Origin of the sequence: Streptomyces herbicida, from assembly GCF_032656585.1 — a bacterium.
GTDB classification, from domain to species: domain Bacteria; phylum Actinomycetota; class Actinomycetes; order Streptomycetales; family Streptomycetaceae; genus Streptomyces; species Streptomyces herbicida.
This window is the reverse complement of sequence record NZ_JAUYWJ010000009.1, coordinates 273,022-294,212: the sequence shown is the minus strand read 5'-3', so window position 1 is coordinate 294,212 and position 21,191 is coordinate 273,022. Positions and strand designations below refer to the sequence as shown.

15 protein-coding genes are annotated in these 21,191 nt (G+C 71.2%); 7 read left to right on the top strand and 8 right to left on the bottom strand.

Annotated features, from left to right (window positions below):
• Positions 1 to 157 precede the first annotated feature (157 nt).
• Positions 158 to 2,008, top strand: a complete 1,851-nt coding sequence (locus Q8A52_RS20895) for a glycoside hydrolase family 3 protein (protein WP_316754187.1) — start codon at positions 158 to 160, stop codon at positions 2,006 to 2,008.
• 113 nt (positions 2,009 to 2,121) lie between these two features.
• Entirely contained in the window at positions 2,122 to 2,742 is a 621-nt protein-coding gene (locus tag Q8A52_RS20890; protein WP_316754186.1) for a hypothetical protein, read from the top strand.
• Positions 2,743 to 2,783: 41 nt separating this feature from the next.
• Here the strand turns inward: Q8A52_RS20890 and Q8A52_RS20885 are convergent, their stop codons facing one another.
• From Q8A52_RS20885 to Q8A52_RS20865, 5 genes are all read right to left on the bottom strand, one after another.
• Positions 2,784 to 4,217, bottom strand: a complete 1,434-nt coding sequence (locus tag Q8A52_RS20885) for a S28 family serine protease (RefSeq protein WP_316754185.1) — start codon at positions 4,215 to 4,217, stop codon at positions 2,784 to 2,786.
• 84 nt (positions 4,218 to 4,301) lie between these two features.
• Positions 4,302 to 4,691: a hypothetical protein gene (locus tag Q8A52_RS20880; protein ID WP_316754184.1), complete on the bottom strand. Its 390-nt coding sequence runs from the start codon at positions 4,689 to 4,691 to the stop codon at positions 4,302 to 4,304.
• 115 nt (positions 4,692 to 4,806) lie between these two features.
• Complete coding sequence (locus Q8A52_RS20875) at positions 4,807 to 8,550, bottom strand: ABC transporter ATP-binding protein (protein ID WP_316754183.1); 3,744 nt, start codon at positions 8,548 to 8,550, stop codon at positions 4,807 to 4,809.
• Between the two features lie 173 nt (positions 8,551 to 8,723).
• Positions 8,724 to 9,791, bottom strand: coding sequence for an esterase-like activity of phytase family protein (locus tag Q8A52_RS20870; protein WP_316754182.1), 1,068 nt, complete (start codon positions 9,789 to 9,791; stop codon positions 8,724 to 8,726).
• 53 nt (positions 9,792 to 9,844) lie between these two features.
• Positions 9,845 to 10,768 carry a serine hydrolase gene (locus tag Q8A52_RS20865; RefSeq protein WP_316754181.1) on the bottom strand — a complete coding sequence of 308 codons (924 nt, stop codon included), beginning with the start codon at positions 10,766 to 10,768 and terminating at the stop codon, positions 9,845 to 9,847.
• Between the two features lie 158 nt (positions 10,769 to 10,926).
• On the opposite strand from Q8A52_RS20865, the gene Q8A52_RS20860 reads away from it, so the two are divergent.
• The 3 genes from Q8A52_RS20860 (at position 10,927) to Q8A52_RS20850 (ending at position 14,345) form a co-directional block, all read left to right on the top strand.
• Complete coding sequence (locus Q8A52_RS20860) at positions 10,927 to 13,146, top strand: ArnT family glycosyltransferase (protein ID WP_316754180.1); 2,220 nt, start codon at positions 10,927 to 10,929, stop codon at positions 13,144 to 13,146.
• Between the two features lie 108 nt (positions 13,147 to 13,254).
• A complete protein-coding gene (locus tag Q8A52_RS20855; RefSeq protein ID WP_316754179.1) occupies positions 13,255 to 13,857 on the top strand; it encodes a DUF7691 family protein in 603 nt (200 codons plus the stop codon).
• A gap of 128 nt (positions 13,858 to 13,985) precedes the next feature.
• Positions 13,986 to 14,345, top strand: a complete 360-nt coding sequence (locus Q8A52_RS20850) for a peptidase inhibitor family I36 protein (protein ID WP_316754178.1) — start codon at positions 13,986 to 13,988, stop codon at positions 14,343 to 14,345.
• Positions 14,346 to 14,357: 12 nt separating this feature from the next.
• On the opposite strand, the gene Q8A52_RS20845 is transcribed toward Q8A52_RS20850, so the two are convergent.
• From Q8A52_RS20845 to Q8A52_RS20835, 3 genes are read right to left on the bottom strand one after another with little or no spacing between them, the layout of a single operon-like run.
• Entirely contained in the window at positions 14,358 to 16,043 is a 1,686-nt protein-coding gene (locus Q8A52_RS20845) for a thiamine pyrophosphate-binding protein (RefSeq protein WP_316754177.1), read from the bottom strand.
• 22 nt (positions 16,044 to 16,065) lie between these two features.
• Complete coding sequence (gene speB / locus Q8A52_RS20840) at positions 16,066 to 17,034, bottom strand: agmatinase (protein WP_316754176.1); 969 nt, start codon at positions 17,032 to 17,034, stop codon at positions 16,066 to 16,068.
• A gap of 56 nt (positions 17,035 to 17,090) precedes the next feature.
• Positions 17,091 to 18,551: a sodium:solute symporter gene (locus tag Q8A52_RS20835; protein WP_316754175.1), complete on the bottom strand. Its 1,461-nt coding sequence runs from the start codon at positions 18,549 to 18,551 to the stop codon at positions 17,091 to 17,093.
• 207 nt (positions 18,552 to 18,758) lie between these two features.
• On the opposite strand from Q8A52_RS20835, the gene Q8A52_RS20830 reads away from it, so the two are divergent.
• Positions 18,759 to 20,267, top strand: a complete 1,509-nt coding sequence (locus Q8A52_RS20830; protein ID WP_316754174.1) for a PucR family transcriptional regulator — start codon at positions 18,759 to 18,761, stop codon at positions 20,265 to 20,267.
• 65 nt (positions 20,268 to 20,332) lie between these two features.
• Positions 20,333 to 21,130, top strand: coding sequence for a phosphatase (locus Q8A52_RS20825; RefSeq protein ID WP_316754173.1), 798 nt, complete (start codon positions 20,333 to 20,335; stop codon positions 21,128 to 21,130).
• Positions 21,131 to 21,191 lie beyond the last annotated feature (61 nt).

Genomic DNA, 21,191 nt, shown 5'->3' with positions numbered 1-21,191 from the left:
CTGCGGCCGGCAGCACGCCGTCATCGGCGCGCCCCCCTCCAACTGCGCCGATGGCGGCCCCGGTCTGGTTACTGTGCATTCCCTTGACTGGCAGAAACTTCCCGGATATGGGTGACTTCTCGGAAGTTTCCTTCAGTGATCTCCGAAAGGAGCGCACGTGCCCGACACCAGTACGGGAAGAACAGGAAGCACGGGAAGAGCGGGAGACACGGGACGTCCGGCCAGACGTGCCGTCCTCGCGGCGGCCGCCGGCCTCACCGCCGCGCTGACGGCCGGCGGTTCCGCACACGCCGCCGTCCCCGGTGAACGCAGGCTCCGCGCCCTCATCTCCGGTATGCCGCTGGAGGAGAAGGTCGGCCAGCTCTTCGTGATGCGGGTCTACGGCCACTCGGCCACCGCCCCCGACCAGGCCGACATCGACGCCAACCTCAAGGAGATCGGCGTACGGACCGCCGCCGAGCTCATCGCCAAGTACCGCGTCGGCGGCATCATCTACTTCACCTGGGCCCACAACACCCGCGATCCCCACCAGATCGCCGATCTGTCCAACGGCATCCAGCGGGCCTCGCTGGAGCAGCCCCGCGGACTCCCCCTCCTCGTCGCCACCGACCAGGAGCACGGCATCGTCTGCCGGGTCGGCAAGCCCGCCACCCTCTTCCCGGGGGCCATGGCCATCGGGGCCGGCGGCTCCCGCACCGATGCCCGCACCCTCGGCCGGATCTCCGGCGCCGAACTGCGCGCCATCGGCATCAACCAGGACTACTCCCCCGACGCCGACGTGAACGTCAACCCGGCCAACCCGGTCATCGGCGTACGGTCCTTCGGCGCCGATCCGGACGCGGTCGCCGAGCTGGTGGCGGCCGAGGTGAAGGGGTACCGGTCGGCCCGGGTCGCGGCCACCGCCAAGCACTTCCCCGGGCATGGCGACACCACCGTGGACAGCCACTACGGCTTCCCGGTCATCACGCACAGCCGGGAGCTGTGGGAGCGGCTGGACGCGGTGCCCTTCCGGGCGGCGATCAGGGCCGGCATCGACTCGATCATGACCGCGCACATCCAGTTCCCGGCCCTCGACGACTCGGGCGACCCGGCCACCCTCTCCCACCCCATCCTCACCGGCATCCTCCGTGAGGAACTGGGCTACGACGGAGTCGTCGTCACCGACTCGCTCGGCATGGAGGGGGTACGGACGAAGTACGGGGACGACCGGGTGCCGGTGCTCGCTCTGAAGGCGGGAGTCGACCAGCTCCTCAACCCGCCGAACCTGAGCGTGGCGTGGAACGCCGTCCTCAAGGCCGTACAGGACGGCGAGCTCACCGAGGCACGGCTCGACGAATCGATCCTGCGCATCCTGCGGCTGAAGGCGAAGCTGGGGCTGCTGGCGCAGCCGTACGTCAGCGACGCGGGCGTCGACCGGGTGGTGGGCACGCCCGCGCATCTGGCGGCGGCCGACCGGATCGCCGAGCGGACGACGACCCTTCTGGTCAACGAGGGCAGCCTCCTTCCGCTGTCCCGTCCGACGCACAACAAGATCCTGGTCGTCGGCGCCGATCCCGCCTCCCCGTCCGGCACCACGGGCCCGCCCACCTCGGTCCTGGCCGCCGCCCTCACCGAACTCGGCTTCACCGCCACCGCCCTGCCGACGGGCACGGCCCCCTCCGCCGCGACCATCGCCAAGGCGGTCACTGCGGCGCAGGACGTGGACGCGGTGGTGGTCGGGACGTACAACGTCACGGCGGCCGGCAGTCAGAAGACGCTGGTGGAACGGCTGGTGGGGACCGGGAGGCCGGTGGTGGCGATCGCGATCCGCAACCCGTACGACGTCGCCCAGCTCCCCTCCGTCCCGGGCTGTCTGGCCACCTATTCCTGGACCGACGTCGAACTGCGCGCCGCCGCGCGGGTCATCGCCGGGCGGGTCGCGCCGCGCGGGAAGCTGCCGGTGCCGGTGCAGCGGGCGGACGATCCGACACAGGTGCTGTACCCCATCGGCCATGGACTGTCGTACTAGACGTACGTCGCACACCGGGCGTAACACCGCCAACAGGCGGAAAGCCTCCCACACCTCTGGCGTGTGCCCGCCGTCGCGGGCCACGCTGGGCGGGGGTGTCAGGGGGGATTGCAATGCGCGGGAGACGGTCGGTGGGGGTGGTGTACGCACTGCCGGCGCTGGTCCTCGCCCTGGCGGCGACGGGCTGCCAGCGATCGCAGGGCTCCGGCGAGCCCGTCGCGAAACCGGCGCCCGCCCAAACCTCCGGATACGGCGTCCAGTTCCTCGCGGTCGACGAGTGCAGCTCCTTCGGCACGACGAGCTTCACCGAGGTCCCGTGCACCGGTGAGCGTGCGGCGGCCCGGGTCGTCGCCCGCTACGACGGCAGGATGGGCGACGGCCCCCTGTGCCCGGCCACGACCGACTTCGTGCTCCACATAAGCGAGCAGCGCCCGTCGAGCGACGAGGACGGCGACGGGACGATCCCGCAGGGCTACGCCTGTATGCGCAACCTCGAACCCCCGCACCCCGGCGACCCCGGCGGCGGAGGCGGCCCCCGCACGATCGTCGGCGACTGCGTCTACAGCTCCGGCGACGGCCAGGTCCGGGAGACGGCCTGCGACGGCTCGGGCAGCCGAAAGCCCCAGTACAAGGTCGTCAAGGCGGGAGCCGGCCGCACCGAATGCCCCGCGTCGACGGCCCTGTACGTACAGCTCGGGGGGCCGGAGCCGGTGGGATGCGCACGGCGCGTGTGACATCCCACCGGCCCCCTACCGGTCCTCTCAGGGGGACACGGCTACGGCCGCAGCACGGGCTCCCGCTCCACGTCGGCCCTGTCCAGCTTCGCGTCGTAGCGGGCCAGCGGCTTCGCCGCCGACGGGTTCGCCCGTACCGCGGGCGACGCGACCCCCGCCCACTCCAGGATCCGGGCCGTGGCCAGGGCCTTCTGGTCGGGTACCAGGCCCGCGACGTTCGCGCCGTGGTTCAGGCCGGGCGCGGTGAAGACATAGGAGTCACGGGCGCCCGCGCCCAGCCGGAAGCGCTCCGAACCCCACGGGTCGTTCTGGCCGTAGACGAACAGCATGTGGTCGGCGCGGTGGCGGACCCAGGTGTCCACATCACGCATGACGCCCGGCTGCCAGCGCATCGGGATCGAGCGCGGTACGAAGTTCCGCGGCGGCTGGTAGCCGTAGCGGATCAGGCTCTTCTCGATGTGCGGGAAGTGGATCGTGGGCGCGCCGAGCTGGGTGCCGGCCTGGTAGTAGTACGGGGTGTACGTCTCCAGGCCCTGGTCGGCGTAGGCGGAGAAGCCGGAGATCGTGTCCACCGAGGTCCAGATCTCGTCGTCGGTCGCCTTCGCCGCGTTCGCGGGGATCTTGTCGCAGTCGGACAGCAGGCTGTACTGCCAAAAGCCCCAGACGTAGTCGAGGACGACCGCCTCGTAGGCGCGGTCCAGGCCGCCGATGGTGGTGAAGGTGAGGCCGTTGGCGGTGGCGTACGCCTCGTACTTCTTCTCCAGCGGCGCACGGCGCACCAGCGCCTCCCGCTGGACGGCGTTCAGCCGGTCCCGGCACTCCTTGGTGCCGACGTTCTCGAAGAAGCGGTCGTAGGCCGAATCCTCCTTGTTCACGACGTCGTTGGGGGCCACGTACGCGACCACGCCGTCCATGTCGTGCGGGTAGAAGCGCTCGTAGTAGGTGGCGGTCATGCCGCCCTTCGAGCCGCCCGTCGCCAGCCAGTTGCCCGTGTAGAGCGGCTTCAGGGCCTCGAAGACGCGGTGCTGGTCGCTCGCCGCCTGCCAGATGTCGAGCTTGGACCAGTCGGCCGGGTCGGGGCGGGACGGGGTGAAGAAGCGGTACTCCATGGAGACCTGGTTGCCGTCCACGATCTGGGTCGGCTCACGGCGGCCGGGGTTCGTGGAGACGTTGTAGCCGCTGGTGTAGAAGACCGTCGGGCGGCCGACGTCCTTGTGCAGCACGGTGATCCGCTGCTGGAACGTGCCCTTCGACGGGTGCCGGTGGTCGATCGGCTGGGTGTAGTTCAGGACGAAGTAGCGGTAGCCGGCGTACGGCTTCTCCTGGATCAGGCTCATACCCGGTATCCCGAGCAGCCGGTCCTTGATGTCGACGTCCGTGCCACCCGTGGCGTTGGCGGCGGTGGCCGCTCCCGCCGTGCTCAGCGTGCCTAGGAACACCATGAGCGCGAGCAGCCATCTGAGCGCCTTGCGCATGCACACTCCCCTGTGAGACAGATGTGCGCCGGAAACTATCGGAGCAACATCCGTCACACCAGGGGTAATTGAGCTACCGCAGCATCAGCACAGGATCCAGCCGGAACTCACCGTGCCACTGCCCACCGAACCCTTCACCCACACGCAGCGGTGACCCGCGTGCACCGTCACCGGGCCCGCAAGGTACGCGAACCGGCCCTTGTCGACGACCGGGCGGTTGCCGCGGGCCTGCACACTGACCGACATCGAGCGCCTGGTCCCCGGGTGGTCGGGCACGGTGACCGCGCAGACGTAGCCATTGCTCTTGTAGACGCGCACGATGCCGGTGGAGAAGGGCAGGGTCTTCACCTTGCGCCCGGCGCACGAGCCGTCCGCCGCCTGGGCGCTGCCCGGTGCCACGAGCGCGAGCACCCCGGACGCGGCCAGCACGGCCGCGCCGAGTGCCAGCCTTCGGCGTATCGCACCACTGTCCACTGTCGTCCCTCCCGTACCGCAGTCAAGCACCATCGATGAACGTACTGATGTACGGACGCACGACATATGTCGGATGGTTGCACGATCGTCAGAACTGCACGTCCACCGGCGGCCGTCAGCGGGACACGCCCACCGGCTCCTCCGGTTCGGACTGGCCCACGAAAGTGCGCCACAGCAAGGCGTACCGGCCGTCCAGCGCCAGCAGCTCCTCGTGGGTGCCGTCCTCCACCACTTGCCCGTGGTCCATCACCACGACGCGGTCCGCACGGGCGGCGGTGGTGAGGCGGTGGGCGACGACCAGTGTCGTCCGACGGCCGGCGAGGCGATCCGTGGCCTGGTTGACCAAGGCTTCCGTGGCCAGGTCCAGGGCCGCCGTCGCCTCGTCGAGGAGCAGGACGTCCGGGTCGACCAGTTCGGCGCGGGCGAGTGCGATCAGCTGGCGCTGGCCCGCCGAGAGGTTGCGGCCGCGCTCGGCGACCTCGTGGAGATAGCCGCCCTCGAGCGTGGCGATCATGTCATGGGCGCCGACCGCCCGTGCCGCCGCCTCGACCTGGGCATCGGTGGCGTCGGGCCGGCCGTAGGCGATGGCGTCGCGCACGGTGCCCTGGAAGAGGTACGCCTCCTGCGGGACGACGCCCAGGCGGTGGCGGTACGACGTGAGGTCGAGCGCCCGCAGATCCGTGCCGTCGACCGTCACCCGGCCGCCCGTCGGGTCGTAGAACCGCGCCACCAGCTTGACCAGGGTCGACTTGCCCGCCCCCGTCTCGCCGACGAAGGCGACGGTCTGACCGGCCGGGATCGTCAACTCGATGCCGCTGAGCGCCTCTTCGTCGGTGCCGTACGCGAAGCGCACGTCCTCGAAGGCGATCTCGCCGCTGAGCGAGCGGACTTCGAGCGGCTCGTCGGCGGGCCTGGTGGAGGTCGGCTCCCGGAGCAGCTCCTGGATGCGGCCCAGGGAGACGGTGGCCTGCTGGTAGCCGTCGAAGACCTGGGAGAGCTGCTGGACGGGGGCGAAGAAGAGGTCGATGTAGAGCAGATAGGCGACCAGCGCGCCCGTGGTGAGCGTCGCCGCCTCGATCCGGCCGGCGCCCGCGATGAGGACGGCGGCGGCCGCCACCGACGACAGCAGCTGGACGAAGGGGAAGTAGACGGATATCAGCCACTGACCGCGGATACGGGCGCGCCGGTAGGCGTCGCTGCGCTCCGCGAACCGCCGTCCGCCGTCCCGCTCGCGCCGGAAGGCCTGCACGATCCGCAGCCCGGAGACGGACTCCTGGAGGTCGGCGTTGACCAACGACACGCGTTCGCGGGCGAGTTCGTACGCCTTCACGCTCGCCCGGCGGAAGAAGAAGGTGGCGACGATCAGCGGGGGCAGGGTCGCGAAGACGACCAGCGCCAGCTGTACGTCGAGCACCAGCAGGACGCCCATGATGCCGAAGAAGGTGACGACCGAGACGAACGCCGTGACCAGACCGGTCTGCAGGAACGTCGACAGCGCGTCGACGTCCGTCGTCATCCGGGTCATGATCCGGCCGGTCAGCTCGCGCTCGTAGTAGTCGAGGCCGAGGCGCTGGAGCTGGGCGAAGATCTTGAGACGGAGGGCGTAGAGGACGCGTTCGCCGGTGCGTCCGGTGATCCGTGTCTCGCCGATCTGGGCCGTCCACTGGACGAGTACGGCGAGCAGGGCGAGCAGGGAAGCCGACCAGACCGCGCCCAGGGCGAGCCGGGTGACGCCCTGGTCGATGCCGTGCCGGATCAGGATCGGCAGCAGCAGGCCCATGCCGGCGTCCACGGCGACCAGCAGCAGGCCGGCGAGCAGGGGCGGGCCGAAGCCGCGGAGCAGCCGGGTCAGCCCGTAGGAGTCCTCCGGCCGGACCGCCGTCGCCTCGTCGACGTCGGGGGTGTCGGTCGCCGGGGGCAGCGCCTCCACCAGGGTGAGGAGTTCGGGGGTGGCCGGGGAGTCGGCCAGCGCCTGATCCCTGGGCTCACGGTCGCCGGTCCACAGGTGGGGGGTCACTCCGCGTTCGGCGTCGAACTCGGCGTCCAACTCCTCGCGGACGGTGGTGTCCTCGCGCGGCAGGGCGGGCTCGGCGTGGCCCGGGGAGACGCCGCCCAGCTCGTCGGGGTCGGTGAGCAGTCGGCGATAGAGGGCGGATCGTTCCTGCAGTTCCTCGTGGGTGCCGATGTCGGCCAGGCGGCCGCCGTCGAGGACGGCGATGCGGTCGGCGAGGTTGAGGGTGGAGCGGCGGTGGGCGATCAGGAGGGTCGTGCGGCCCTCCATGACCTGCTTGAGGGCCTCGTGGATCTCGTGCTCCACGCGGGCGTCCACGGCGGAGGTCGCGTCGTCGAGGACCAGCAGGCGCGGGTCGGTCAGGATCGCGCGGGCGAGCGCGACGCGCTGGCGCTGGCCGCCGGAGAGGGTGAGGCCGTGCTCGCCGACCTTGGTGTCGTAGCCGTCGGGCAGCTCGGCGATGAAACGGTCCGCCTGGGCGGCGCGGGCGGCTTTCTCGATCTCTTCCTGCGTCGCCTCGGGGCGGCCGTACGCGATGTTGTTGCGCACGCTGTCCGAGAAGAGGAAGGAGTCCTCGGGGACCAGGCCGATCGCGGCCCTGAGGGAGTCGAGGGTCAGCTCGCGCACATCGTGGCCGCCGACCAGGACGGCGCCGTGGGTGACGTCGTAGAAGCGCGGGAGGAGGAGGGAGACCGTGGACTTGCCGGAGCCGGAGGAGCCGACGACCGCGAGGGTCTCGCCGGGGCGGATCTCGAAGCTGAGCCCTTCGAGCACCGGGCTGGTTCTGCCGGGGGCGTCGCCGTACCCGAAGGACACGTCGTCGAACTCGACCGTCGCGGGCGCGTCCGTGGGGAGGGCCTTGGTGCCCTCCTTGATCGTCGGCTCGGTGTCGATGAGCTCCAGGACGCGCTCCGTGCCCGCACGGGCCTGCTGGCCGACCGTGAGGACCACGGCGAGCATCCGGACCGGGCCGACGAGCTGGGCGAGATAGGTGGAGAAGGCGACGAAGGTACCGAGGGTGATGTGCCCGCGCACGGCGAGCCAGCCGCCCAGCGCCAGCATCGCGACCTGGCCGAGCGCGGGGACGGCCTGGAGGGCGGGGGTGAACCTGCTGTTCAGCCGGATGGTGCGCAGCCGCCCGGCGAAGAGGCGGCGGCCGACCTCCCGCAGCTTCCCGGTCTCCTGGTCCTCCTGCCCGAAGCCCTTCACCACGCGTACGCCGCTGACGGCGCCGTCGACCACGCCCGCGACGGCGGCGGCCTGGGCCTGGGCGTACCAGGTGGCGGGGTGGAGGCGGGTGCGGCTGCGCCGGGCTATCCAGCCCAGCGCGGGCGCCACGGCGAGCGCGACCAGGGTCAGCGGGAGCGACAGCCAGGCCATGATCACCAGGGAGATCAGGAACAGCAGGACGTTGCCGATGGTCATCGGCAGCATGAAGAGCAGGCCCTGGATCAGCTGGAGGTCGCTGGTGGCGCGGCCCACCACCTGGCCGGTGGACAGCTCGTCCTGGCGGCGGCCGTCGAGGCGGGTGATCGTGCCGTACATCTCGGTCCGCAGATCGTGCTGGACGTCGAGGGCGAGGCGGCCGCCGTAGTAGCGGCGGATGTAGGCGGAGACGTAGACGAGGACGGCGGCGCCGATCAGGGCGCCGGCCCAGGGGGCCATGGAACGGCTGTGGTCGCCGATCACATCGTCGATGATCACCTTGGTGATCAGTGGGACCAGCGCCATGACGGCCATACCGGCCAGCGAGGAGCCGAGGGCGAGGATCACGTCCTTCGGGTAGCGCCAGGCATAGCCCACCAGTCTCCGTGCCCAGCCCTGTTTCTCCCCCTGCTGCGCTGCCACGCCGGTGCCCTCCGTTGATGGTGATGTCCCGGAAAGCACCAACGCATACGGAAGCGGATTTCATCCCTCCGCAACAAATCGCTGCACTGGGTTCGGCCGTTTTCCCGGTGCGGCGCCGTTGTGGCTGGTCGCGCCCACGCGGCGGAGCCGCACATCGATACAGCCCGCGGCCCCTAGGGAGTTGTCCTTACCCGCAGGTAGTAGAACCGCGTCGTCTGTGCGGCGTTCTGGTTGTCGTCGCTGACCAGCAGGACCTTCAGACGGCCGGTGCGGTCACGTCCCGTGATCGTCATGCCCTCGATGTTGTCCAGCAGGGGGTTCGGCTGGGGCTGCTTGGCCGTGGCGCCCAGGGACGGACAGGTGGCGATGTCCGTGAGCAGGGTCTTCTTGATCAGGTGAACGTCCGGCTGCCCCGTCAGGTTCTCGATGCCGCTGGTGTCCGTGGCGTGGCGGAGGTCGGCCCGGTAGAGGCGGACGGTGTTGCCGACGCCCGCGGTGAAGCCGCGCTCCAGGACGAGGAGACGGCCGTCGGGGGTGGCCTGGACCTCGGGGACGCCGAGGCCCGCGTCGGTGCGGTAGGCGTACTGGGCGGCGAGCTCGAAGCGGCCGTGGTGACGCTTCCAGGTCTGGAAGCGGACGATGCCGGCGGAGTCCCCGGAGATCGCGTACTCCATGGACGCGAGCAGGGTGCGGCCCCCGGGCAGCAGGGTCAGGCCCTCGAAGGTCTGGTTGCCCGTGGCGCGGCCGGCCGGGGCGACCTGGAGGGAGGCCGGGACCGGGAGGCGGTCGAGGATCTTCCCGTCGCGGGAGTAGCGGCGGACGGAGGGCTCTGTCTCGGAGGTGATCAGCAGGGTGCTGACGGGGGTCCCCCCGCTCGAGCGAAGCCGAGAGTGGGGGATGTCGATGACGAGCCCCTCGGAGTCGAGGTCGGCGCCCTTCTCGTCGGCCAGGTGGACGGCCGAGGTCGGCTGGAGGGTCTTCGGGTCCAGGCCGAGGTGGGACGAGCGGTCCTCCAGCGCGGCCAGGGAGCCGTCGCCGTCCACGGCGAGGGCGGAGAAGTTGCCGACGAAGGTGCCGTGGTACGTCGTCTTGTCGAGCGCGTCGGAGAAACGGTCGATGGAGACGGAGGGCGAACAGGCGTTGTCCGCAACGGAATCGGCGCCGGCGGACCCGGCGGCGGACACACAAGTGGCCGCCGCCAGGCCGGCGGTGAGGGTGGCGAGTACGGTTCTCAGGCGCATGGGCGTCACCGTAGGGCGGCCCGATGACGGGCAGGAGACCGCCTCGTGAAGCGTCAGCCCTGCGGCGGCACCGCCACGAACGCCTCGCTCGGCGCGCTCGTCGGGGTGTAGCGCGTGGCGGCGGACGTCGTCGGCACCAGGTCCTTGTGGATCGCCTTGGCGACGTTCTGGATGGTGGTGACGCCGTAGTCCATGGTGCTGTTGTCCTGTGTCAGCACCGTGATCATGTAGTCGTGGCCGGCGCCGTTGAAGGTGCCCAGGCTGTGCACCCGCCAGCCGTGCGTGGACCGCTGCAGCCAGCCGTTCTTGACGTGCACGGCCACCGAGGAGGGCGCACCGGCGGGCGTGCCCCAGCGCTGCGACGAGATGACCTGGCCCATCAACTTCAGAATGTAGGCACGGGAGTTGTCGCTCAGCACGGTGTTCTTGGCGGTGATGAGCTTGAGCAGCTTCTGCTCGTCGGTGACGTTCTCCCGGGTCAGGCCCCAGTAGCCGTCGGCCCCCGGCGTGGTCTGCGTCATGCCGGCGGCGGCCAGGAAGCCCTTGATCTTCGTCATGCCCAGCTGCTTCCACAGCTTGCTGGTCGCGTCGTTGTCCGACTTGGTGATCATGGCCGTGGCGAGCGACTGCTCGGTGCTCGTCAGATACCGGTTGTGCTTCTTCGCGTCCCACAGCAGCGTGGCGAGGACGGTGACCTTGACCGTGCTGGCCGAGTCGTACGCGGTGGTGGGCCGAAGGGTGCAGGTGGTTTTGGTGGAGCGGTCGTACAGGCCGACCGCGACCGTGCCCCTGCGGTTCGCGAGCGCCGCCGTGATGTCCTTCTTCAGCTTGTCGGCCAGGCCCGCCTTGGCGGAGGTGCAGCTGACCGCGGGCGCCGCCGCGGCGGCAGGCGTGGCTGCGGCGATGCCCGGTATGAGCACCGCGGCGCCGACGGCGGCCGCCAGCGCTCTGGCGCGTCTGGATGTCCGGTGAGTCATACCCGTGTTGACTCACACATTCACCCGAATGGTTGTACGTGCGGATCTTGTCGTTGGGCAAAGCCTTTGCAAGCCGTTACCCCACCCTGAGCGTTTTCACAGGAAGTCGCCAGGTTTGGCACAGCGCTCACCCACCCCCGCTGTGCACGATGCGCCCTGTGACTTCTGCCACCGACCCTCACCCCCACCCGACCGTGACCCCCGATCCGCCGTCGCCGGCCCCGCCGACGGCGCCGCCGGACGCGGCACCGCGCTGGTCGCTCCCCGCGCTGATCGGAATCATGATCCTGGCGGCGGCGCTCTACTCCTGGAACCTCTCCGGCTCCGGCCTCAACAGCTTCTACAGCGCGGCCGTGCTGAGCGGCACAGAGAGCTGGAAGGCGTGGTTCTTCGGCTCGCTGGACGCGGGAAACTTCCTCACCGTCGACAAGCCGCCCCTCGCGCTGATGGTCATGGGCCTGTCCTGCCGTGTCTTCGGCTTCGGGACCTGGCAGATGATGGCGCCGATGATCGTGGCCGCGCTGGCGACGATCTGGATCCTGCACTCGTCGGTGAAGCGGGTGTGGGGCCACGGCGCCGCGGCGCTGGCCGCGCTGGTCCTCGCGCTGACCCCGATCACGGTGGCCATCAACCGCGACAACAACCCGGACACACTGCTGGTCCTGCTGATGGTCGGGGGCGCGGCCCTCGCCCTGCGGGCGGTGACGGGCGGCCGGCTGCTGCCGCTGCTCGGCTCGGCGGCCTGCTTCGGCCTCGCGTTCAACACGAAGATGCTGCAGGGCTACATCGCGCTGCCCGCCGTCTTCGCGGTCTATCTCTACGCGACACGCCTTCCGTTGATGAGGCGGATGGCCAACCTGGCGATCGCGGCCGTGGTCCTGGCCGTCTCCAGCTTCTGGTGGGCGGCGGCGGTCTCGCTCGTCCCGGCCTCCGAACGGCCGTACATCGGCGGCTCCACGGACGGCACCGCCTGGGACCTGATCACGGGCTACAACGGCCTCGGCCGGGTCCTCGGCGGAGAGGGGAACGGCGGGGGCCGCGGTGGCGGAGGCGGCGGCTTCTCCGGACCGGCGGGCCTCGGCCGGATGTTCAACGACATCCTCGGCGGCCAGATCTCCTGGCTGCTGCCCTTCTCGGCGGTCGCGCTCGTCGCCGGCCTGGTCCTGTGCGGCCGCGCCCCGCGCACCGACCTCACGCGCGCCGCGCTGGTGCTGTGGGGCGGCTGGACCGCGCTGCACTTCCTGACGTTCAGCATGGCCGAGGGCACCATGCACCCGTACTACACGACCGCGCTCGCCCCGGGCGTCGCGGCGCTGTGCGGGGGCGGCGGCGTGCTGCTGCTGCGCGCACTGCGCGAGGACAGGCGCTGGGCGTGGGTGCTGCCGGCCGCCCTCTCCGTCACCGGCATCTGGGCGATCGTGCTGCTGCGCCGGGCCTCCGGCTGGAACACCTGGCTGTGGCCGGTGATCGGTGTGGTCATGGCGGTGGCGATCGCGGGTCTGTTGGCCTTCCGGCGCGGCGACCGGGTGCGGCTGCAGGCGGCTTCCGTGGCCGCGGCGGTGGTCGCGGCGCTGGCGGGCCCGGCCGCGTACGCCTGGTCGGTGCCGATGGGTTCGGGCGGTGGCGGCATGGGCGGTACGAACCCGACGGCGGGGCCGTCGACGGGCAGCGGCTTCGGCGGCGGGCCGGGCGGACGGGGCAACCGGGGCGGCTTCCCCGGCGGCGGGAAGGGCGGCCCTGGCACCGGCACCGGCGAGATGCCGGGCGGCGCCCCGCAGGGCGGCCGGGCGGGCGGCGGCTTCCCCGGCGGCGGCGAGATGATGCCCGGCGGCGGGAACGGCGAGTTGCCCGGGGCTCCGGGCGGGCAGAACGGCCAGGCTCCCGGCGGCGACGGCCGGCTGGGCGGCACACCCCCGGGCGGCACCGGTTCGGGTCCGGGCGCGGGCGGAAGGCCCGGCGGCGGCATGGGCGGGGCCGACAGCGAGCTGATCTCGTACCTGAGGAAGCACCGGGACGGCGCCAAGTGGCTGCTCGCGGTGTCCGATTCGCAGAGCGCGGCCCAGATCGAACTGAGCAGCAAGGTGTCCGTCATCTCCATGTGGGGCTTCACCGGCACCGACAACGCGATGACCGTCGCCAAGCTGAAGGAGCTGGTGAAGAAGGGCGAGCTGCACTACATCCAGCTCGGCGGCGCCGGCATGGGCGGCGGCCCCGGCGGGGGCAGCAGCAGTGTCGGCTCTGCGGTGACGTCATGGGTGAAGAAGCACGGGACGGCGGTGAAGGAGAGCGCGTACGGCAAGAGCACTCCCGCCAACTCCTCGTCCGCAGGCTCGACTTCATCGATGCTCTACCGCCTGGACCCGGCGGACGTCGGCTGACGCACACGGCCTCACCGGCACCCCGCCCACGCCCCCTGGCCCTCCCCCGCGGATCATGGATCTTGAAGTCCGGCGAACGGGGAGGAAAGCGTGGGCCACTGCCTGGAGATGAGTACCGGGGACATGCGGAGCGTGGTGAGGCTGCTCACCTCGCTGGAGCGATCGGCGGAGCAGGAGCGTCGGCTCGGGGTCGTGCGGGACCGGTGTGCGAGGGCCGACGCGCGGTTGCGGGAGCAGGGCATCGATCTCGAGGTGTCCGTCGGGCAGGCGCTGGAGGAGCTCATCGAGGGGGCGCCCAGCGCGGACATGGGGCCCGCCTACACCTACGCCTTCCACGAGACCGTCGCCTGCCACTTCTCCCACACCACCGATCTCGGCGTGTGGTCCCGGCCCTCGTGGTTCTACGTCCTGGACGACGAACTGGCCCGGCACGGGGTCCCGGCCGACCTTCTGCCGGGTTCCTTCCTGTTCAGCGGGCCGCCGCTGCGACTGCCGCATCCCGGCGACGCCTTTCCGCAGATCGGGGTGCTGCCCACACCGCGCGCCGGGGCACTGGCCGAGTCGTACGGGGCCGTACTGGACCGCCTCGACCCCGAATTCCGGGACACCACACGGCAGTTCGCGGAGATCATGCGGTTCGAGGCGAAGGGGTGGGAGACGGCGCGGAAGCTCGGGCAGACGACCGACACGATCTTCTTCTGGTTCGCTTGACGTACTAGTTCGCCCACACCAGTGATGTCGATCTTCATCCCGGGCATGTCGCCACCCGCCGCCGGGACCATGGGACTCGCCTCGGCCGACCCGCCGAGGCGACCCAACTTCCTTTTCTGGAGAGCCTCGTGAAGATTCGCTCCTGGTCCTTCGCCGCCGCCTTCGCCCTCGTCCTGGCCACCTTCGCCGTGCCCGCGCGGGCCGCCTCCGCCGAGGCCGCCGCCCCTTCCTGCCCGGACGGATCCGTGTGCTTCTGGAGCGGTGAGGGCTTCGGCGGCGACTACTGGGAGTGGACGGCACGCAGCGGTTACCGCGACATGCCGCCCAATCTCCACGACAACGTCGGATCCTTCGTCGCGAGCACCCGTGCCTGCTTCATCAACTGGGACCCGGTCGAGAAGCGGGACGTGTTCAACGGTGACTGGCGCTCCCAGTACTACGGCGACTTCGGCGGCCGTATCGACGGTGTGGGGCCGGGCGCCTGCTGATACGGCGTCCGTTCAGCCCAGGTGCGTCGGCGCGAACATCCGCAGCACCGCCGGGAGCACGACCACCGACGGGCCGGGAGACGCCAGGGCCTTCGCCAGGTCCTCCTCCAGTGTCTCGGGGCTCGTACGGATTCCCGGGACACCGAAGGACTCGGCGAGTGCCACATAGTCCGGGCGGGTCAGTTCCGTCGCCGTCGCCTGCCCGAAGGTGTCGGTCATGTATTCGCGCAGGATGCCGTAGCCGCCGTCGTCGACGATCAGCCAGGTGACATTCAGGTCGTACTGGCGGGCCGTCGCCAGTTCGGCGATCGAGTACAGCGCGCCGCCGTCGCCGGACACCGCCAGCACCGGGCGGGTCGGGTCGGCGGCGGCCGCGCCCAGCGCCGCGGGGAAGCCGTAGCCGAGGCCGCCGGCGCCCTGCGCGGAGTGCATCAGATTCGTGTGGCGCGGGTCGAAGGCCGACCACGCCCAGTACGCCAGGATCGTCATGTCCCAGAAGGACGGGGAGTCGGCGGGCAGCGCCCTGCGAACCGACGCCAACACATCCTGCTCCAGGGTCAGTTCCTGGGCGGCGATGCGCTGCGAGACACGGGAGAGCAGGTCACGTACGCGCTCCGGCGCCGTCGGGTCCGTGCGCTCCCGCACCGTCTCCAGCAGCGCCTGCAGGGCGAGTCGGGCGTCCGCGTGGATGCCCAGCGCCGGGTGGTTGGACTCCAGTTTGCCGAGGTCCGCCTCGATCTGGATCACTCGGCCGCGGGGCTTGAACGTGTGGTAGTTGGAGGAGAGTTCGCCGAGGCCCGAGCCGACGACGAGGAGCACGTCGGCGTCCTCCAGGAAGTCGGTGGTGTGGCGGTCCTCCAGCCAGGACTGGAGGGACAGCGGGTGGGTCCAGGGAAAGGCGCCCTTGCCGCCGAAAGTGGTGACGACCGGGGCGTCGAGCAGTTCGGCGAGCCGCCTCAGCTTGCCGGAGGCGTCCGCCCGTACCGCTCCCCCGCCGGCGATGATCGCCGGACGGGCCGCACGCGACAGGAAGTCGGCTGCCACGGCGGTGAGTTCGGGGCGCGGAGCCAGCTCGTCCGGGGTCGCGTCGAGCGCCGTCACCACCGGCAGCGAGGTCGGTGCGAGCAGCACGTCCTGCGGGATCTCCACCCACACCGGTCCGTGCGGGGCCGTCAGCGCCGACTTCCAGGCCGCCGCGACGGCGGACGGGATCTGGGACTGGGTGCGGACCGTGTGGACCGACTTGACCACGCCCCGGAACGAGGCCGCCTGGTCGGGGAGTTCGTGCAGAAAGCCGTGCCGGCCGCCGCCCAGTCCCGCGGTGGGGATCTGGCTGCTGATGGCCAGGACGGGCGCGCTGGCCGCCGCCGCCTCCTGGAGCGCGGCCAGGGAGGTGAGGGCTCCCGGGCCGGTCGACAGCAGCAGCGGCGCGGCCTCGCCGGTGATCCGGCCGTAGGCGTCCGCGGCGAAGCCCGCGTTGTTCTCCACGCGCAGGCCCACATAGCGCAGCTCCGAGCGGCGCAGTGCGTCGAACATGCCGAGGGCGTGCTGGCCGGGCAGACCGAAGACGGTCGTCGCGCCCAGCCCGGCCAGGGTCTCCACGACCAGGTCTCCGCCGTTGCGGCCGGGGGGAGGGTTCAGCGCGGCCTCCGTCTGCGCGGGCGTCGGGCGGAGCACCAGGTCGTGGTCGTGGGTCACTTGGTCTCGGTCTCCTCGGGAATCAGGAGGTGCGGGCCGCCGCGATCTGGCGGCTCATGATGGTGGTCAGTTCGTACGCGGTGTGCGAGGCGGCCACCGACGTGATCTCCGCATGGTCGTACGCGGGGGCCACCTCGACGACGTCCGCCGACACCAGGTTGCACGACGCCAGCCCGCGCAGGATCTCGAGGAGCTCGCGGGAGGTCATGCCGCCGGCCTCGGGGGTGCCGGTGCCGGGCGCGTGCGCCGGGTCGAGGCAGTCGATGTCGATGGAGATGTACAGCGGACGGTCGCCGATGCGCTGGCGCAGCTGGTCGGCGACCTCGTCGGCGCCGCGGCGGTAGATGTCCGCGGAGGTGACGATGCCGAAGCCCATCTTCTCGTCGTCGGTCAGGTCCTGCTTGCCGTACAGCGGGCCGCGGGTACCGACGTGGGAGAGCGCTTCGGTGTCGAGGATGCCCTCCTCCACCGCGCGGCGGAACGGGGTGCCGTGCGTGTACTCGGCGCCGAAGTAGGTGTCCCAGGTGTCGAGGTGGGCGTCGAAGTGGAGCAGGGCGACCGGGCCGTGCTTCTTGGCGACCGAGCGCAGCAGCGGGAGGGCGATGGTGTGGTCGCCGCCGAGGGTCATCAGGCGGGCGCCCGTACCGAGCAGCTCGTCCGCCGCCGCCTCGATGGTGTCCACGGCCTCGTTGATGTTGAACGGGTTCACGGCGATGTCGCCGCCGTCCGCGACCTGGGCGAGGGCGAAGGGGGAGGCGTCCTGCGCCGGGTTGTAGGGGCGCAGCAGCCGGGACGCCTCACGGATGGCGTTGCCGCCGAAGCGGGCGCCCGGCCGGTACGAGACGCCGGAGTCGAACGGCACACCCACGACGGCGACGTCGGCGGTGCCGACCTCGTCGAGGCGGGGCAGCCGGGCGAAGGTCGCGGGACCCGCGTACCGCGGGATGCGGGAGGAATCGACGGGGCCGCGGGGCGTCTCGTTGCTGCTCATGCTGAAATGCCTTCTTTCTTGCGCTTGGTCGCGCATGTGCTGCTTGTCATACGACTCTACTGGTGAGCCGGGACCGGTTCGGACACGAGTTCAGGGGACCGCCCGGCCAGCCGCTCGCGCCAGGTGGCGAGGACGGCCGCGTCGGTGGGCTTCGTCGCCAGGGAGACGGCGACGTAGGCGACGAGGGAGGACAGCAGGCCGTAGTAGACGGGCTCATTGGCGAGGATGCCGTATCCGGCCATCAGACCGATCACCGCGAGGCCGCCGACGATCACGGCGGCGAGGGCGCCCTGGACGGTGCCGCGCTTCCACATCAGACCGCCGAGGATCGGGACGAGCAGTCCGCCGACGAGCAGGTTGTAGGCGACGGTCAGCGCCTCGACGACGTTGTTGAGGGCGATGGCCGTGCCGATCACGGCGAGGCCCATGAGCAGGATGAACGCGCGGTTGCCCCTGACCTCGTCGTGAGCGTCCTCCGTGCGGCGCACGGCACCGCGCAGCCGGGACCAGATGTCGTTGTTGGCGACGGTGGCGCAGGCGATCAGGGCGCCGGAGGACGTGGACATCACGGCGGCCAGCGCGGCGGCCAGCACGAGGCCGCGGACGCCGACGGGAAGCTCGTCCTTGACGATCGTGGCGAAGGCGTCGTCGGCGCTGCCGAGCTTGGGGTACAGGACCCGGGCGGCCGTGCCGATGACGGCGCCGGCCAGGGCGTACACCAGACAGTAGGTGCCGGCGACCGTGCCGCCCCACTTGGCCGTCCGGTCGCTGCGGGCGGTGAAGACGCGCTGCCAGATGTCCTGGCCGATGAGCATGCCGAAGGTGTAGATGAGCACATAGGTGAAGATCGTCTCGCCGCCGATGCCCAGCGGGTCGAAGTACTCGGTGGGCAGCTTGGCCTTCATCGCGGAGAAGCCGCCCGCCTTGACGACCGCGATCGGCAGGAGCAGGAGCAGCACACCGATCGTCTTGACCACGAACTGCACCATGTCGGTGAGCGTGATCGACCACATGCCGCCGAGCGTGGAGTACGCGACGACGATCGAGCCGCCGAGGATGATCGCGACGGTGCGGTTCATGTCGAACAGGACGTCGAAGATCGTGGCGTACGCGATGGTCGAGGTCACCGCGAGCATCAGGGTGTACGCCCACATGACCACCCCGGAGATGACGCCGGCCCGGCCGCCGTAGCGCAGGTCCAGCATCTCGGAGACGGTGTAGACCTTGAGGCGGGCTATGCGGGCGGAGAAGAAGACGGAGAGGGCCAGCAGGCCGAGGCCGATGGTGAAGACCATCCAGGCGCCGGAGAGGCCGTACTTGTAGCCGAGGCCCACGCCGCCGATGGTGGAGGCGCCGCCGAGGACGATCGCCGCCATGGTGCCTGAGTACATGGCGGGCCCGAGGCGGCGCCCGGCCACCAGGAACTCGCTCTTGGACCTGGCGCGGCGCATGCCCCACCAGCCCATAGCCAGCATGCCGGCCAGATAGACGACGATCACTGTGTAGTCGACGGCCATGTGGGGCCCTCCTTCGCGCACATTCCGGTGGCGTGTCGTGCAGTTACGTGGGGGGTTCCTGAGAACAGGGACATCGGCAGCGGATCGCGGGGACATCCGCCCGTACCCGCGGCTGCCGGTCTGGACTTGACACTAGGTGGCCGGAAAGAGACTGCGAAGTGTACGTTTCATCCATTCGAGCGGTACGGGATGGAGGGAACGCACACCATGCCGGACACACACGCACCAGCGGTCCCACCCACCCCACCGGTCCCGCTGGCGGCCCTGCTGGCCCGCGAGGACCTGGCCCTGCGGCAGATCGCCGGACCCCCGGCCGAGGGCATCGTGATCCACTGGGCGCACACCTCGGAGATGGCCGACCCGTACCCGTATCTGCTGGGCGGTGAGCTGCTGCTGACGGCGGGCGTGCACGTCCCGGCGGCGGGCTCGGACGGGGGTCCCCCCAGCTCGAGCGACGTCGAGAGCTTGGGGGACTACTTCGACGGCTACGTCTCCCGGATCGTGGCGGCGGGCGGCGCGGCCCTCGGCTTCGGCCTCGCCCCGGTCCACGACACGGTGCCGCGCGCCCTGGTGGCCGCCTGCGACGCCTACGAGCTGCCCCTGCTGGAGGTCCCGCCGCAGACCACGTTCTCGGGTGTGGCCCGCGCGGTCTGGCAGCTCATGGCCCAGGCCCGGCTGGCCGAGCTCCGCCGCACGACCGAGGCCCAGCAGAGCCTGGCCGCGGCCGCCTCCCGCCCCGACCCGGTGCCCTCGGTCCTGCGCCAGCTGGCCCAGCGGCTGGGCGGCTGGGCGGTGCTGTACGGGCCGGACGGCACCCGGATCGCGGCGGCGGGCCGGGCGCCCGAGGACGAGGTGCGGGAGGCCCTGGAGGCGCTGGCGGGGGTGGTACGGCCCACCCGGGCACAGGCACCCACCTCGGCCGCCGACACCGCCGCAGGCACCCACCTCGCCGCCTACGCGCTCGGCACCGGACAGGGCTTCGTCCTCGCAGTGGCCACCGCCCATCGCGAACCCGGCGACCACACCATCGCCTCCGTGGCCGCCGTCCTGCTCTCCCTGCTGACCGGGGAGCATCAGAGCGGGGCCGGCGCGGCACGGTCCTCGGCGCTCGTACGGCTGCTGCTGGGGGCGCCGCCCGAGGACGTGGCCCCGCTGGTGGGGGGCGAACGGTGGCTCGTCGTGCACGCGCGGCCGGATGCGCAGGTGCCGGACGCGGTGGCCGCCTCGGCGCTGGGCGCAGCTTTGGGGTCACCGCTGGTCGACCTCGCCCATGACGTCGTACGGGTCCTCGTGCCGGCCGACCGCGAACCGGCCCCGCAGCCCGGCTGGACCCTCGGCGTCAGCGCCGCCGTCGCCCCGCACGAGTGGCGGTCGGCCGACACCCGGGCGGCCCGCGCCCTGGCCCGCGCCCGTGCCACCCGCACCGCGCTGGTCCGGCACGGCGACCGCCCCGGACTCGACGACCTGGTCCCCGGCGCGGAGGCCGCGGCGCACGCCCGTGCCGTGCTCGCCCCGATCGCGGCCAACCCGGCGCTCACCGACACCCTGCGCGCCTGGCTCTCCCTGCACGGCAGTTGGGACCGCACGGCGGTGGCGCTCGCGGTGCACCGCAACACCGTGCGGCAGCGGATCGCCCGCTGTGCCACGCTTCTTGACGCGGATCTCGACGATCCCGATGTGCGCATGGAGCTCTGGTTCGCGTTGAAACACCTGTGAGTGACCCACGTCCCAGCGCGCCATACGCAGGGAAATCGCACAGCGCGCTGCCCCACAATGGGAGCATGCCGATACCCGGGACACCCAGCCGCGCCGAGCTCGTCGACCACCTTGTGAGGACCCGTATCGCGGGCGACGTAGCCACCCCTCGCGAGAACAACCTGAACCACTACCGCAGGCTGGCGAACGGCGAGCGCAACTTCTGGTTCGGGCTGGAACTCGGGGACCGCTGGCGGGACGAGCAGGACGTGCTCGCGGTGATGGCGGAGCGGGTCGGGGTGAACGACGACCCCGAATACCGCTACGGACAGGACACGATCGACCCCGAACTCACCGTCGACGCCGTGGAACGGCTGGCGGGACGGTTGCGCAAGGCGGCCGACGGGCAGCAGCGGGTGCTGTTCGCCACCGGCCACCCGGGCGGCCTGCTGGACGTGCACCGCGCCACGGCCGCCGCGCTGCGCACCGCCGGCTGCGAGATCGTGGTCATCCCCGACGGGCTGCAGACGGAGGAGGGTTACGTCATGCAGTTCGCGGACGTGGCGGTGCTCGAGCACGGCGCCACGCTGTGGCACACCCACTCCGGTGAGCCGATGCGGGCCATTCTCACGGGACTTGAGCGCGAGGGCCGCCCGCTGCCCGACCTGGTCGTCGCGGACCACGGCTGGGCCGGGTACGCCGGTCAGGCCGGCGTCGACTCCGTCGGTTACGCCGACTGCAACGACCCTGCCCTGTTCCTGGCCGAGTCGGAGGGCACCCTGCAGGTGGCGGTGCCGCTCGACGACCATGTGGTCAGCCCGCGGTACTACGACCCCATGACGGCGTATCTGCTGGCGGAAGCGGGTTTGACGCAAGGCGTTTGACGACGGCTCACGGCTCGTTCTCCTGACGCACCGCGACGTGCGGCTCCCTCCTCGGAGCCGC